The sequence below is a fragment of the Aeromonas sp. R1-2 genome, from assembly GCF_040908505.1.
In the GTDB taxonomy this organism is placed as follows: domain Bacteria; phylum Pseudomonadota; class Gammaproteobacteria; order Enterobacterales; family Aeromonadaceae; genus Aeromonas; species Aeromonas veronii.
In genome coordinates this window covers 1-13,498 of record NZ_JBFODU010000031.1, presented here as the reverse complement: position 1 = coordinate 13,498, position 13,498 = coordinate 1, and the positions used below count along the sequence as shown (strand labels likewise).

At 55.4% G+C, this 13,498-nt stretch carries 9 protein-coding genes and 1 tRNA gene; all 10 read left to right on the top strand.

Translation table 11 applies throughout. From position 1 onward, the window contains the following. Positions 1-1,137: elongation factor Tu (gene tuf, locus AB5Y76_RS12600; protein WP_115523187.1), on the top strand; the 1,137-nt coding region annotated here is incomplete at its 5' end. A gap of 53 nt (positions 1,138-1,190) precedes the next feature. Next, positions 1,191-1,267 (top strand) — tRNA-Trp (locus AB5Y76_RS12595). A 60-nt stretch (positions 1,268-1,327) separates the two neighbouring features. Further along, a complete protein-coding gene (secE, locus tag AB5Y76_RS12590) occupies positions 1,328-1,699 on the top strand; it encodes a preprotein translocase subunit SecE (protein ID WP_005306322.1) in 372 nt (123 codons plus the stop codon). 9 nt (positions 1,700-1,708) lie between these two features. Continuing rightward, positions 1,709-2,260, top strand: a complete 552-nt coding sequence (nusG, locus tag AB5Y76_RS12585) for a transcription termination/antitermination protein NusG (protein WP_005306318.1) — start codon at positions 1,709-1,711, stop codon at positions 2,258-2,260. Between the two features lie 134 nt (positions 2,261-2,394). Continuing rightward, the gene (rplK, locus tag AB5Y76_RS12580; RefSeq protein ID WP_005339887.1) at positions 2,395-2,823 is read left to right on the top strand and encodes a 50S ribosomal protein L11; all 429 of its coding nucleotides are present in this window, start codon (positions 2,395-2,397) and stop codon (positions 2,821-2,823) included. A gap of 4 nt (positions 2,824-2,827) precedes the next feature. After that, a complete protein-coding gene (gene rplA / locus AB5Y76_RS12575) occupies positions 2,828-3,529 on the top strand; it encodes a 50S ribosomal protein L1 (RefSeq protein ID WP_005339888.1) in 702 nt (233 codons plus the stop codon). A gap of 256 nt (positions 3,530-3,785) precedes the next feature. Beyond that, positions 3,786-4,286 carry a 50S ribosomal protein L10 gene (gene rplJ / locus AB5Y76_RS12570; protein WP_005339895.1) on the top strand — a complete coding sequence of 167 codons (501 nt, stop codon included), beginning with the start codon at positions 3,786-3,788 and terminating at the stop codon, positions 4,284-4,286. A 51-nt stretch (positions 4,287-4,337) separates the two neighbouring features. Further along, a complete protein-coding gene (gene rplL / locus AB5Y76_RS12565) occupies positions 4,338-4,703 on the top strand; it encodes a 50S ribosomal protein L7/L12 (protein WP_005306304.1) in 366 nt (121 codons plus the stop codon). A 224-nt stretch (positions 4,704-4,927) separates the two neighbouring features. Continuing rightward, a complete protein-coding gene (gene rpoB, locus AB5Y76_RS12560) occupies positions 4,928-8,956 on the top strand; it encodes a DNA-directed RNA polymerase subunit beta (protein WP_005339897.1) in 4,029 nt (1,342 codons plus the stop codon). Between the two features lie 91 nt (positions 8,957-9,047). Further along, positions 9,048-13,352 (top strand): DNA-directed RNA polymerase subunit beta', encoded by a 4,305-nt coding sequence (gene rpoC / locus AB5Y76_RS12555; RefSeq protein ID WP_005339899.1) that lies wholly within the window; start codon positions 9,048-9,050, stop codon positions 13,350-13,352. Positions 13,353-13,498 lie beyond the last annotated feature (146 nt).

Genomic DNA, 13,498 nt, shown 5'->3' with positions numbered 1-13,498 from the left:
ACCATCGGCCACGTTGACCACGGTAAAACCACCCTGACTGCAGCTATCACCAACGTGCTGGCCAAGCACTTCGGTGGTAAAGCTTTCGCCTTCGACCAGATCGACAAGGCACCGGAAGAGCGTGAGCGTGGTATCACCATCAACACCTCCCACGTAGAATACGACACCGCTACCCGTCACTACGCCCACGTAGACTGCCCGGGTCACGCCGACTACGTTAAAAACATGATCACCGGTGCTGCCCAGATGGACGGCGCGATCCTGGTAGTAGCAGCGACTGACGGCCCGATGCCGCAGACTCGTGAGCACATCCTGCTGGGTCGTCAGGTTGGTATCCCGTACATGATCGTGTTCATGAACAAGTGTGACATGGTTGATGACGAAGAGCTGCTCGAACTGGTAGAGATGGAAGTTCGTGAACTGCTGACCGAGTACGACTTCCCGGGTGATGACCTGCCGGTAGTTCGTGGTTCCGCGCTGAAAGCGCTGGAAGGCGACGCTCAGTGGGAAGAGAAGATCATCGAGCTGGCTGGCCACCTGGATACCTACATCCCGGAGCCGGAGCGCGCGATTGACCAGCCGTTCCTGATGCCTATCGAAGACGTATTCTCTATCGCTGGCCGTGGTACCGTAGTTACCGGTCGTGTAGAGCGCGGTATCGTTAAAGTAGGTGAGACCGTAGAAATCGTTGGTATCAAAGATACCGTTTCTACCACCTGTACCGGTGTTGAAATGTTCCGCAAGCTGCTGGACGAAGGTCGTGCAGGTGAGAACATCGGCGCGCTGCTGCGTGGTGTTAAGCGTGAAGACGTAGAGCGTGGTCAGGTACTGGCCAAGCCGGGTTCTATCAAGCCGCACACCAAGTTCGAATCTGAAGTGTACGTACTGTCCAAAGAAGAAGGTGGCCGTCATACCCCGTTCTTCAAAGGCTACCGTCCGCAGTTCTACTTCCGTACTACCGACGTGACCGGTACCATCGAACTGCCGGAAGGCGTAGAGATGGTAATGCCGGGCGACAACATCAAAATGGTTGTTACCCTGATTGCTCCGATCGCGATGGACGACGGCCTGCGTTTCGCTATCCGTGAAGGTGGCCGTACCGTAGGTGCTGGTGTTGTAGCTAGCGTAATCGCTTAATCTTTGGCTTACATAAATAAAGCAAAGCCCCTATAATAGGGGCTTTCTTGTGTAGGGGCGTAGTTCGAATTGGTAGAACAGCGGTCTCCAAAACCGATGGTTGCGGGTTCGAGTCCTGCCGCCCCTGCCATATACCTCGTCTCGTACGGGGCTTTTGTGTCTTTGGTTACGTCAGATACAGGTGGGTTGTATGAGTGTTAGTTCTGAGAGCCAGGGCGGAAGCAAGGATACCCTGCTTTGGGGCCTGGTTTTCATTATCCTGGCGGCCGCTGTAGTGGGTAATTACCTGCTCAACGATGTTGTCGCTGCCGTCCGCGCCCTGGGTGTGGTCGTTGTCATTGCTGCTGCTGGTGCAGTAGCCCTGCAAACCACCAAGGGAAAGGCAACACTGGCATTCGCCCGTGAGTCTCGCCTGGAAGTCCGCAAGGTCGTATGGCCGACCCGTCAGGAAGCCATTCAGACAACCCTGATTGTGCTGGCGGTGACCGCCGTGATGGGGCTGCTGCTGTTCGTTCTGGACGGTGCCTTGGTCTGGTTGGTCAACCTGATTACCGGTGTGTAAGGATAAGCCATGACTGAACAACGTGAACAACGTATGAGATGGTATGTCGTGCAGGCTTTTTCCGGCTATGAAGGCCGTGTAGCCAAGTCCCTGCGTGAACATATCAAGATGCATGGCATGGAAGACATGTTCGGTGAAGTACTGGTCCCGACCGAAGAAGTGGTCGAGATGCGTGCTGGCCAGAAGCGCAAGAGTGAGCGCAAGTTTTTCCCGGGTTATGTCCTGGTCCAGATGATCATGGATGAAACCACATGGCACCTGGTGCGTAACGTACCGCGTGTAATGGGCTTCATCGGCGGTACTTCCGACCGTCCGGCACCGATCTCCGACAAAGAGGCCGATGCCATCCTGAACCGTCTGCAGGATGCCCACGACAAGCCGCGTCCGAAAACCCTGTTTGAACCGGGTGAAATGGTGCGGGTTGCTGATGGTCCGTTTGCCGACTTCAACGGTACCGTTGAAGAGGTAGATTATGAGAAGAGCCGCGTGAAGGTCTCTGTTCTGATCTTCGGTCGTTCTACTCCTGTTGAACTGGATTTTGGTCAGGTCGAAAAGGGCTGATTGAATTCTGTACGTTTAACGGTTGTCAGGGGCAGCGAATATCTCTATAATTCGCTGCCCCTTTATTAGTTGGGGAGCCGTTTGCAGGAGCAAGTCTCCGAGGCGCTAGAACCCATTTTTGAGGTATTTTCCTAATGGCTAAGAAAGTCACAGCTTATATCAAGCTGCAGGTTGCTGCTGGTGCAGCCAACCCGTCTCCTCCCGTTGGTCCTGCACTGGGTCAACACGGTGTTAACATCATGGAATTCTGTAAGGCGTTCAACGCTCGTACAGAGAAGCTGGAAAAAGGTTCACCGACTCCGGTCGTGATCACCGTTTACAGCGACCGTTCCTTCACCTTCGAAACCAAGACTCCGCCTGCTTCCTTCCTGCTGAAGAAAGCTGCTGGCATCAAGTCTGGTTCTTCCAAGCCGAACAAAGACAAGGTTGGTAAGGTGACCGTTGCCCAGCTGCAAGAAATCGCCAAGACCAAAGAGCCGGATATGACTGGTGCCGATCTGGATGCAAAAGTACGTTGCATCGCAGGCTCCGCTCGTTCCATGGGTCTGGTAGTGGAGGATTAAGACAATGGCTAAACTTTCCAAGCGTATGCGCGTTATTCGCGAAAAAGTTGACGGTACCAAAGAGTACTCCATCAACGAAGCCATTGCCCTGCTGAAAGAACTGGCTACCGCCAAGTTCGTTGAAAGCGTTGACGTTGCTGTCAACCTGGGTATCGACGCTCGTAAATCTGACCAGAACGTACGTGGTGCTACTGTACTGCCGCACGGTACCGGTCGTGATGTACGCGTTGCCGTATTTACCCAAGGTGCCAACGCCGAAGCAGCTAAAGCTGCCGGTGCTGACCTGGTAGGTATGGATGACCTGGCCGATCTGGTTAAGAAAGGCGAGATGAACTTCGACGTAGTTATCGCATCCCCGGATGCCATGCGCGTTGTTGGTCAACTGGGTCAAATCCTGGGCCCGCGCGGCCTGATGCCGAACCCGAAAGTTGGTACTGTAACTCCTAACGTTGCCGAAGCTGTCAAGAACGCCAAGGCTGGTCAGGTTCGTTACCGTAACGACAAGAATGGTATCATCCATACCACTCTGGGTAAGGTTTCTTTCAACGAAGTTCAGCTGAAAGAAAACTTGGAAGCTCTGCTGGTTGCCCTGAAAAAAGGCAAGCCCTCTTCCGCCAAAGGTCAATTCATCAAGAAAGTCAGCATCTCCACCACCATGGGTGCCGGTGTTGCCGTAGACCAAGCTTCTCTGGAAGCTCAGGCCTAATTGATGGGTTTTACAAGGCGCAAAATTTAATCTATAATTTTGCGCCTTGATTGGTTGGGGGTTTCGACCTCCGTCCAAGACCGCAGGAGGCTGCAAAGCCTTAATGTTTCCTGCGTAGACGGTGCCGGAAACCCAGCGAGAAAGATTCTTTCTCTTCTGGAATCCTGCTACCGCATCGTTCCCCTCTGTTGTAAAGGTAGGGGGGATGTGTCAGTACTGGGTCAATAGACCCGGATTCAATCCAGGAGTTAAGCCAATGGCATTGGGACTCGAAGACAAAAAGGCAATTGTTGCTGAAGTCAACGAAGCTGCCAAAGGCGCTCTTTCTGCAGTTGTTGCCGATTCTCGCGGTGTAACTGTAGACAAGATGACCGTCCTGCGTAAAACCGCTCGTGAAGCCGGTGTGTACATGCGCGTTGTGCGTAACACCCTGCTGCGTCGCGCGGTAGAAGGTACCGAATACGAGTGCCTGAACGACGCATTTACCGGTCCTACCTTGATTGCTTTCTCTAACGAACACCCGGGCGCTGCTGCTCGTCTGTTCAAAGAGTTTGCCAAAGCGAACCAAAAGTTCGAAATCAAGGCTGGCGCTTTTAACGGTGAGTTTATCGCCGCAGCACAAATTGATCGTCTGGCCACGCTGCCGACTTACGAAGAAGCAATTGCGAAGTTGATGGCGACTATGAAAGAAGCCTCTGCTGGCAAGCTGGTTCGTACTATCGCTGCTGTTCGCGACCAGAAACAAGCTGCTGCTTGATTCTCGCCTATTTAGGCTGTTTGAGTTTATTCAACATCAGGAATTTTTGTCATGTCTATCACTAAAGACCAAATCATCGAAGCCGTTGCTTCCATGTCCGTAATGGAAGTTGTTGAGCTGATCGAAGCTATGGAAGAGAAGTTCGGTGTTTCTGCCGCTGCTGCCGTAATGGCTGGCCCGGCTGCTGCTGAAGCAGTAGAAGAGAAGACCGAGTTCGACGTAGTTCTGACTGCTGCTGGCGCCAACAAAGTTGCCGTTATCAAAGCCGTTCGTGGCGCTACCGGTCTGGGCCTGAAAGAAGCCAAAGATCTGGTAGAAGCTGCTCCGGCTAACCTGAAGGAAGGCGTGTCCAAGGACGAAGCTGAAGCTCTGAAGAAAGAGCTGGAAGCTGCCGGTGCTTCTGTTGAGATCAAATAATCTGCATTTATGTAGATTAGCCTGATAAAACAGGCTAGGGCTGGTGAATTTTTGTTCACCAGCCTTTTTGCGCTGTAGACTGAGAGCATTTCACACCGTTTACGACTCTCGGTGCACCAGCAATCCGGACTGTCTTCTTTCGTCCGGGCCAACACAAAACGGTGTTGAGACAGAGCTGTCCCGCGGGACAGAGTGGGTCACTTATCAGCGAGCTGAGGAACCCTATGGTTTACTCTTATACCGAAAAAAAACGCATTCGTAAGGACTTCGGTAAGCGAGACCAGGTACTGGACACGCCTTATCTGTTGTCCATTCAGCTGGACTCCTTCAAGCAGTTCATCGAGGCTGACCCGGAAGGTGAATATGGCCTAGAGGCCGCTTTCCGTAGCGTTTTCCCGATCACCAGTTACTCCGGTAGTGCTGAGCTTCAGTATGTCAGCTATCGCCTGGGTGAGCCGGTATTTGACGTAAAAGAATGCCAGATCCGTGGAGTGACCTACTCCGCGCCGCTGCGTGTCAAGCTTCGTATGGTTCTGTACGACCGTGAAGCAGCTGCCGGCACCGTCAAAGACATCAAGGAACAAGAAGTATACATGGGCGAAATTCCGCTCATGACCGAGAACGGCACCTTTGTTATCAATGGTACCGAGCGGGTTATCGTCTCCCAGCTGCACCGTAGCCCGGGCGTCTTCTTCGACCACGATAAAGGCAAAACTCATTCATCCGGTAAGGTACTGTATAACGCTCGCGTTATCCCCTACCGTGGCTCCTGGCTGGACTTCGAGTTCGATGCGAAAGACAACCTGTTTGTCCGTATCGACCGTCGTCGCAAACTGCCAGCATCCATTATTCTGCGCGCCCTGGACTTCACTTCCGAACAAATTCTGGCCACCTTCTTCGAGACCATCGGTTTTGAAGTAAAAGATGGCAAGTTGATGATGGATCTGGTGCCGGAGCGTCTGCGTGGTGAAACTGCGACCTTTGACATCGTGGCCAATGGCGCCGTGGTGGTTGAGACCGGTCGTCGTGTGACTGCGCGTCACATCCGTCAGTTGGAAAAAGACGCCGTTACCCAGATTGAGGTACCGGTTGAGTATGTTGTTGGCAAAGTTGCTGCCAAGGACTACGCACATCCGCAAACTGGCGAGATGGTCGTGACCGCCAACCAGGCGCTGAGCCTGGAAGCGATCGCCAACCTGTCCCAAGCCGGCTTCAAGCATTTCGAGGTTCTGTTCACCAACGAACTGGATCACGGTGCCTACATGTCCGAGACCCTGCGTGTCGACTCCAGCTCCAACCGTTTGGAAGCGCTGGTCGAGATCTATCGCATGATGCGTCCGGGCGAGCCGCCTACTCGCGAAGCTGCAGAACAGCTGTTCGAAAACCTGTTCTTCTCCGCCGAGCGTTACGACCTGTCTACCGTAGGTCGGATGAAGTTCAACCGCCGTCTGGGTCGTGAAGACGAGACTGGCGCAGGTGTACTGACCAAAGACGACATCGTCGATGTGATGAAGCGCCTGATCGACATCCGTAACGGTAACGACGAAGTGGATGATATCGACCACTTGGGTAACCGTCGTATTCGTTCTGTCGGTGAAATGGCTGAAAACCAGTTCCGCGTCGGTCTGGTGCGTGTCGAGCGTGCGGTCAAGGAGCGTCTCTCCCTGGGCGACCTGGACACCCTGATGCCGCAGGATCTGATCAACGCCAAGCCGATCTCCGCCGCAGTCAAAGAGTTCTTTGGTTCCAGCCAGCTGTCCCAGTTTATGGACCAGAACAACCCGCTCTCCGAAGTGACCCACAAGCGTCGTATCTCCGCGCTGGGCCCGGGCGGTTTGACTCGTGAGCGTGCCGGCTTTGAAGTCCGAGACGTACACCCGACTCACTACGGTCGTCTGTGCCCCATCGAGACTCCTGAAGGTCCGAACATCGGTCTGATCAACTCTCTGTCCGTGTACTCTCGTACCAACGAGTACGGTTTCCTCGAGACCCCGTACCGCAAGGTCATTGACGGTGTGATCACCGACGAAGTGGACTACCTGTCTGCTATTGAAGAAGGCAAGTACGTGATCGCACAGGCTAACGCCGCGACCACCGAAGATGGCCGTCTGAAAGATGAATTGATCCCGTGCCGTCACAAAGGTGAATCCACCTTTATGAACGCCGACCAGATCCAGTATATGGACGTGAGCCCGCAGCAGATCGTATCTGTGGCAGCAGCTCTGATCCCGTTCCTGGAACACGATGACGCGAACCGCGCATTGATGGGTTCAAACATGCAACGTCAGGCTGTACCGACTCTGCGTGCTGACAAGCCGCTGGTAGGTACCGGTATGGAACGCGCTGTGGCCGTTGACTCCGGTGTAACCGTAGTGGCCAAGCGTGGCGGCGTAATCGACTATGTCGATGCCTCCCGTATCGTCCTGAAGGTCAATGAAGATGAGCTGATGCCAGGCGAAGCCGGTATCGACATCTACAACCTGACCAAATACACCCGTTCCAACCAGAACACCTGTATCAACCAGCGTCCTTGCGTGATGTTGGGTGAGCCGGTCATGGCTGGCGACGTACTGGCTGACGGCCCGTCCACCGATCTGGGTGAACTGGCGCTGGGTCAGAACATGCGCGTCGCGTTCATGCCGTGGAACGGTTACAACTTCGAAGACTCGATCCTGGTGAACGAGCGTGTTGTTCAGGAAGATCGCCTGACCACCATCCATATCCAGGAACTGGCCTGTATCTCCCGTGACACCAAGCTGGGTCCGGAAGAGATCACTGCTGACATCCCGAACGTGGGTGAAGCCGCTCTGTCCAAGCTGGACGAGTCCGGTATCGTCTACGTGGGTGCCGAAGTGAAGGGCGGCGACATTCTGGTCGGTAAGGTAACCCCGAAAGGTGAAACCCAGCTGACGCCGGAAGAGAAGCTGCTGCGCGCCATCTTCGGTGAGAAGGCGTCCGATGTGAAGGACTCCTCCCTGCGTGTACCGAACGGTGTGTACGGTACCGTGGTTGACGTGCAAGTCTTTACCCGCGATGGCGTGGAAAAAGACAAGCGCGCCAAAGAAATCGAAGAGATGCAGCTGAAGGAAGCGAAGAAGGACTTGACCGAAGAGTTCAAGATCCTGGAAGACGGCATTTTCGGCCGCTCCCGCAACCTGCTGCTGGCCGCCGGTTACAGCGAAGATCGTCTGAACAAGCTCGATCGCTCCAAGTGGTTTGAACTGGCCATCGAAGACGAAGGCAAGCAGACCGAACTGGAACAGATCGCTGAACAGCACGTTGAGCTGAAAGCCGAGTTCGACAAGAAATTCGAGAACAAGCGTCGCAAGATTATCCAGGGTGATGATCTGGCGCCGGGCGTACTGAAAATCGTCAAGGTTTATCTGGCAGTCAAGCGTCGCATCCAGCCGGGTGACAAGATGGCGGGCCGTCACGGTAACAAGGGTGTTATCTCCAAGATCTGTCCGGTCGAGGATATGCCTCATGACGAGTTCGGCCGTCCGGTCGACATCGTACTGAACCCGTTGGGCGTACCATCCCGTATGAACATCGGTCAGATCCTCGAAGTGCACCTGGGCCTTGCGGCCAAGGGTATCGGCGAGAAGATCGATCGCATGGTCAAAGAGCAGCGCGAGCTGCACGAGATGCGCAACTTCCTGCAACAGGTCTATGACCTAGGCGAGAAGGACACCCAGCAAGTGAACATCGCCGAACTGTCTGACGACGACGTACGTACCCTGGTGGGTAACCTGCGTAAGGGTCTGCCGGTTGCTACTCCAGTGTTTGATGGTGCCAAAGAGCGCGAAATCAAAGCCCTGCTGAAGCTGGCCGATCTGCCGGAGTCCGGTCAGATTGATCTGTTCGATGGCCGTACCGGTAACCGCTTCGAGCGTAAAGTAACCGTTGGTTACATGTACATGCTCAAGCTGAACCACTTGGTCGACGACAAGATGCACGCGCGTTCTACCGGTTCTTACAGCCTGGTTACCCAGCAGCCGCTGGGTGGTAAGGCTCAGTTCGGTGGTCAGCGTTTCGGTGAGATGGAAGTGTGGGCCCTGGAGGCTTACGGTGCGGCATATACCCTGCAGGAAATGCTGACCGTCAAGTCTGACGATGTGAATGGCCGTACCAAGATGTATAAGAACATCGTGGATGGCGACCACCGTATGGAGCCGGGCATGCCCGAATCCTTCAACGTATTGCTGAAGGAAATCCGCTCTCTGGGTATCAACATCGAGCTGGACGAAGAGTAAGAGCTCGCTCTTATTGTTCGAGAATTGACGTGGGCGCCCCGCTGTTTTGGCAGCCGGGGCGCCGAGGTTAGACTCCTGACAGGGGAAACACGTGAAAGACTTACTCAAGTTTTTGAAGGCTCAGACCAAGACCGAAGAGTTTGACAGTATCAAGATCGGTCTGGCCTCTCCTGACATGATCCGCTCCTGGTCATTCGGTGAGGTCAAAAAGCCTGAGACCATCAACTACCGGACTTTCAAGCCGGAGCGTGATGGTCTGTTCTGCGCCCGTATCTTCGGACCGGTGAAGGACTACGAGTGTCTGTGCGGCAAGTACAAGCGCCTGAAACACCGTGGTGTGATCTGTGAGAAGTGCGGCGTTGAAGTGACCCAGACCAAGGTCCGTCGTGAGCGTATGGGCCACATCGAGCTTGCCAGCCCGACTGCCCACATCTGGTTCCTGAAGTCCCTGCCGTCCCGTATCGGTCTGCTGCTGGACATGACCCTGCGCGACATCGAGCGCGTGCTCTACTTCGAATCTTTCGTCGTAATCGAGCCGGGCATGACCAACCTCGAACGCAGCCAGATGCTCTCTGAAGAGCAGTACCTGGATGCGCTGGAAGAGTGGGGCGACGAATTTGACGCCAAGATGGGTGCCGAAGCAATCCTGGCATTGCTGCGCGCTATCGATCTGGAAGGTGAAGTCAAAACCATGCGTGAGGAGCTGGATCAAACCAACTCCGAGACCAAGCGCAAGAAGACCACCAAGCGTCTGAAGCTGATGGAAGCTTTCCTGCAGTCCGGCAACAAGCCGGAGTGGATGATCATGACAGTGCTGCCTGTGCTGCCGCCGGACCTGCGTCCGCTGGTACCGCTGGACGGCGGCCGTTTCGCGACTTCCGATCTGAACGATCTGTACCGTCGCGTGATCAACCGTAACAACCGCTTGAAGCGTCTGCTGGATCTGGCTGCTCCGGACATCATCGTGCGCAACGAAAAGCGTATGCTGCAAGAGTCCGTCGATGCGCTGCTGGATAACGGCCGTCGCGGTCGTGCCATCACCGGTTCCAACAAGCGCCCGCTGAAATCCCTGGCCGATATGATCAAGGGTAAGCAGGGTCGTTTCCGTCAGAACCTGCTCGGTAAGCGTGTCGACTACTCCGGTCGTTCCGTTATCACCGTAGGCCCGACTCTGCGTCTGCATCAGTGCGGTCTGCCGAAGAAGATGGCGCTGGAACTGTTCAAGCCGTTCATCTATGGCAAGCTGGAAACCCGCGGTCTGGCGACCACTATCAAGGCCGCCAAGAAGATGGTGGAGCGCGAGGAAGCTGTCGTTTGGGATATCCTGGACGAAGTGATCCGCGAACACCCGGTTCTGCTGAACCGTGCACCGACTCTGCACCGTCTGGGTATCCAGGCATTCGAACCGACTCTGGTCGAAGGCAAGGCAATCCAGCTGCACCCGCTGGTTTGTGCTGCGTATAACGCGGACTTCGATGGTGACCAGATGGCGGTCCACGTACCGCTGACCCTGGAAGCCCAGCTGGAAGCGCGTGCGCTGATGATGTCTACCAACAACATCCTGTCGCCTGCCTCCGGTGAGCCGATCATCGTTCCTTCTCAGGACGTGGTCTTGGGTCTGTACTACATGACCCGTGCCCGTATCAACGCCAAAGGCGAAGGTATGGTGCTGGCCGGCCCGAAAGAAGCCGAGAAAGTATATCGCGCCGGTCTGGCCGATCTGCATGCTCGTGTGAAAGTACGCATTACCGAATACCTGCGTCAGGAAGACGGTTCTCTGCGTGAACACACCGAGATGAAGAACACCACCGTTGGTCGTGCGATCCTGAGCCTGATCCTGCCGAAAGGCATGGAATACGCCCTGATCGACGAGCCGAAGGTGCTGACTGCTGCAGAACAGGCTGATCTGGATGCCAATCCGCAGAACTGGATCAAGTGCGTATCCAACAAGGCGCTGGGCAAAAAGCTCATCTCCCGTCTGCTGAATACCTGCTATCGCAAGCAGGGCCTGAAGGACACCGTTATCTTCGCTGACCAGCTGATGTATACCGGTTTCCACTACGCGGCCCTGTCCGGTGCTTCCGTTGGTATCGATGACATGGTCATCCCGGATGCCAAGAAAGACATCATCGCGGCAGCCGAAGCCGAAGTTGCCGAGATCCAGGACCAGTTCCTGTCAGGTCTGGTGACTGCGGGCGAGCGTTACAACAAGGTTATCGATATCTGGGCCAGCGCCAACGAGCGCGTCTCCAAGGCCATGATGGAGAACTTGTCCAAAGAGCGTAACGTCAACTCGCTGGGTGAAGAAGAAGAGCAGGCCTCGTTCAACAGCATCTTTATGATGGCCGACTCTGGTGCGCGTGGTTCCGCCGCCCAGATCCGTCAGCTGGCCGGTATGCGTGGCCTGATGGCCAAGCCGGATGGCTCCATCATCGAGACCCCGATCATCGCGAACTTCCGCGAAGGTCTGAACGTACTGCAGTACTTTATCTCTACCCACGGTGCTCGTAAGGGTCTGGCGGATACCGCACTGAAGACTGCGAACTCCGGTTACCTGACTCGTCGTCTGGTAGACGTGGCGCAGGACATGGTGATCACCGAGGACGATTGCGGCACTACCGACGGTCTGTGGATGACTCCGCTGATCGAGGGTGGCGACGTGGTCGAGCCGCTGCGTGAGCGCGTGCTGGGTCGTGTGGTGGCAGAAGATGTCATCAAGCCGGGTACCGAGGACGAGATCCTGGTCGCTCGCAACACCCTGCTCGACGAGCAGCTGTGTGACCTGCTGGAGCGTAACTCCGTTGACCGTGTGAAGGTACGTTCTGCCATCACCTGTGAAACCGACTTCGGTAACTGTGCTCACTGCTACGGCCGTGATCTGGCCCGTGGTCACCTGGTTAACAAGGGTGAGGCTGTCGGTGTTATCGCCGCCCAGTCCATCGGTGAACCGGGTACCCAGCTGACGATGCGTACTTTCCACATCGGTGGTGCTGCATCTCGTGCCGCTGCTGAAAGCAGCATCCAGGTCAAGAACACAGGTACCATCAAGCTGCAGAACGCCAAGTTCGTTCACAACAGCGATGACAAACTGGTTATCACCTCACGTTCTACCGAACTGACCATCATGGACGACATGGGCCGTACCAAGGAAAGCCACAAGCTGCCTTACGGTTCCGTGCTGGAAGTGAAGGATGGCCAGGCCGTGAGCGCTGGCGAGACCGTTGCCAACTGGGATCCGCACACCCACCCGATCATCACCGAAGTGGCAGGTCGCCTGCAGTTCGAACACATGATCGATGGTGTGACCATCACTCGTCAGACCGACGAGCTGACCGGTCTCTCTTCTATCGTCGTACTGGATGTCAACGAGCGTCCGAGCGCCGGTAAAGAGATGCGTCCGACCGTTAAACTGGTCGACCTGAACGGCAAAGACGTGATGATCCCGGGTACCGATGTAGCCGCCCAGTACTTCCTGCCGGGCAAGGCGATCGTGAACCTTGAAGATGGTGCCAACGTGGGTGTGGGTGACGCGGTAGCGCGTATCCCGCAAGAGTCCGGCGGTACCAAGGACATCACCGGTGGTCTGCCGCGCGTTGCGGATCTGTTCGAAGCACGTCAACCGAAGGAACCGGCAATTCTGGCCGAGATCTCCGGTACCATCTCCTTCGGGAAAGAGACCAAGGGCAAACGCCGTCTGGTCATCACCCCGACCGATGGTGGCAACGTCTACGAAGAGATGATTCCGAAGTGGCGTAACCTGAACGTGTTCGAAGGTGAAAAAGTTGAGAAGGGTGAAGTGCTGGCGGACGGTCCTGAGTCTGCTCACGACATCCTGCGTCTGCGCGGTATCAGCCCGGTCGCCAACTACATCGCCAACGAAGTGCAGGACGTTTACCGTCTGCAAGGCGTTAAGATCAACGACAAGCACATCGAAGTCATCGTTCGTCAGATGCTGCGCAAGTGCGAGATCCTGAGCGCTGGCGATACCGATCTGATCGAAGGCGAACAGGTTGAAGTGGCTCGTGTGAAGATTGCCAACCGTAAGCTGGTTGCCGAGGGCAAGACCCCTGCGACCTACCGTCATGTACTGATGGGTATTACCAAGGCATCTCTGAGCACCGAGTCCTTCATCTCCGCGGCTTCCTTCCAGGAAACCACTCGCGTTCTGACCGAAGCCGCCGTAGGTGGCAAGCGTGATGAACTGCGTGGTCTGAAAGAGAACGTCATCGTGGGTCGTCTGATCCCGGCTGGTACCGGCTTTGCCTACCACCACAGCCGGATCAACCAGCGTGCTGCCGCAGCTCGTGCTGTTGGTACCCCGCAGGTGACCGCTGATGAAGCGGAGCAGAACCTGGCGGATCTGCTGAACGCAGCCGGTAGCTTCGACGAAGAGTAACTCGTCATCCGTGATTGAAAAGGGCTCCTTCAAGGAGCCCTTTTTGTTGGCCATGTCCCGTCCTGAATATGGTTTACACCTTTCCCCCCAATAAATGGAGAACCCGATGGGACAAGGTGTGAAACGGACACAGCGCGATTACTCGC

What these genes read in the sequence shown, in the direction of transcription:
- secE (WP_005306322.1), top strand. Translation starts at nt 1,328, where the DNA reads ATGAGTGTTAGTTCTGAGAGCCAGGGCGGAAGCAAGGATACCCTGCTT.
- nusG (WP_005306318.1), top strand. Translation starts at nt 1,709, where the DNA reads ATGACTGAACAACGTGAACAACGTATGAGATGGTATGTCGTGCAGGCT.
- rplK (WP_005339887.1), top strand. Translation starts at nt 2,395, where the DNA reads ATGGCTAAGAAAGTCACAGCTTATATCAAGCTGCAGGTTGCTGCTGGT.
- rplA (WP_005339888.1), top strand. Translation starts at nt 2,828, where the DNA reads ATGGCTAAACTTTCCAAGCGTATGCGCGTTATTCGCGAAAAAGTTGAC.
- rplJ (WP_005339895.1), top strand. Translation starts at nt 3,786, where the DNA reads ATGGCATTGGGACTCGAAGACAAAAAGGCAATTGTTGCTGAAGTCAAC.
- rplL (WP_005306304.1), top strand. Translation starts at nt 4,338, where the DNA reads ATGTCTATCACTAAAGACCAAATCATCGAAGCCGTTGCTTCCATGTCC.
- rpoB (WP_005339897.1), top strand. Translation starts at nt 4,928, where the DNA reads ATGGTTTACTCTTATACCGAAAAAAAACGCATTCGTAAGGACTTCGGT.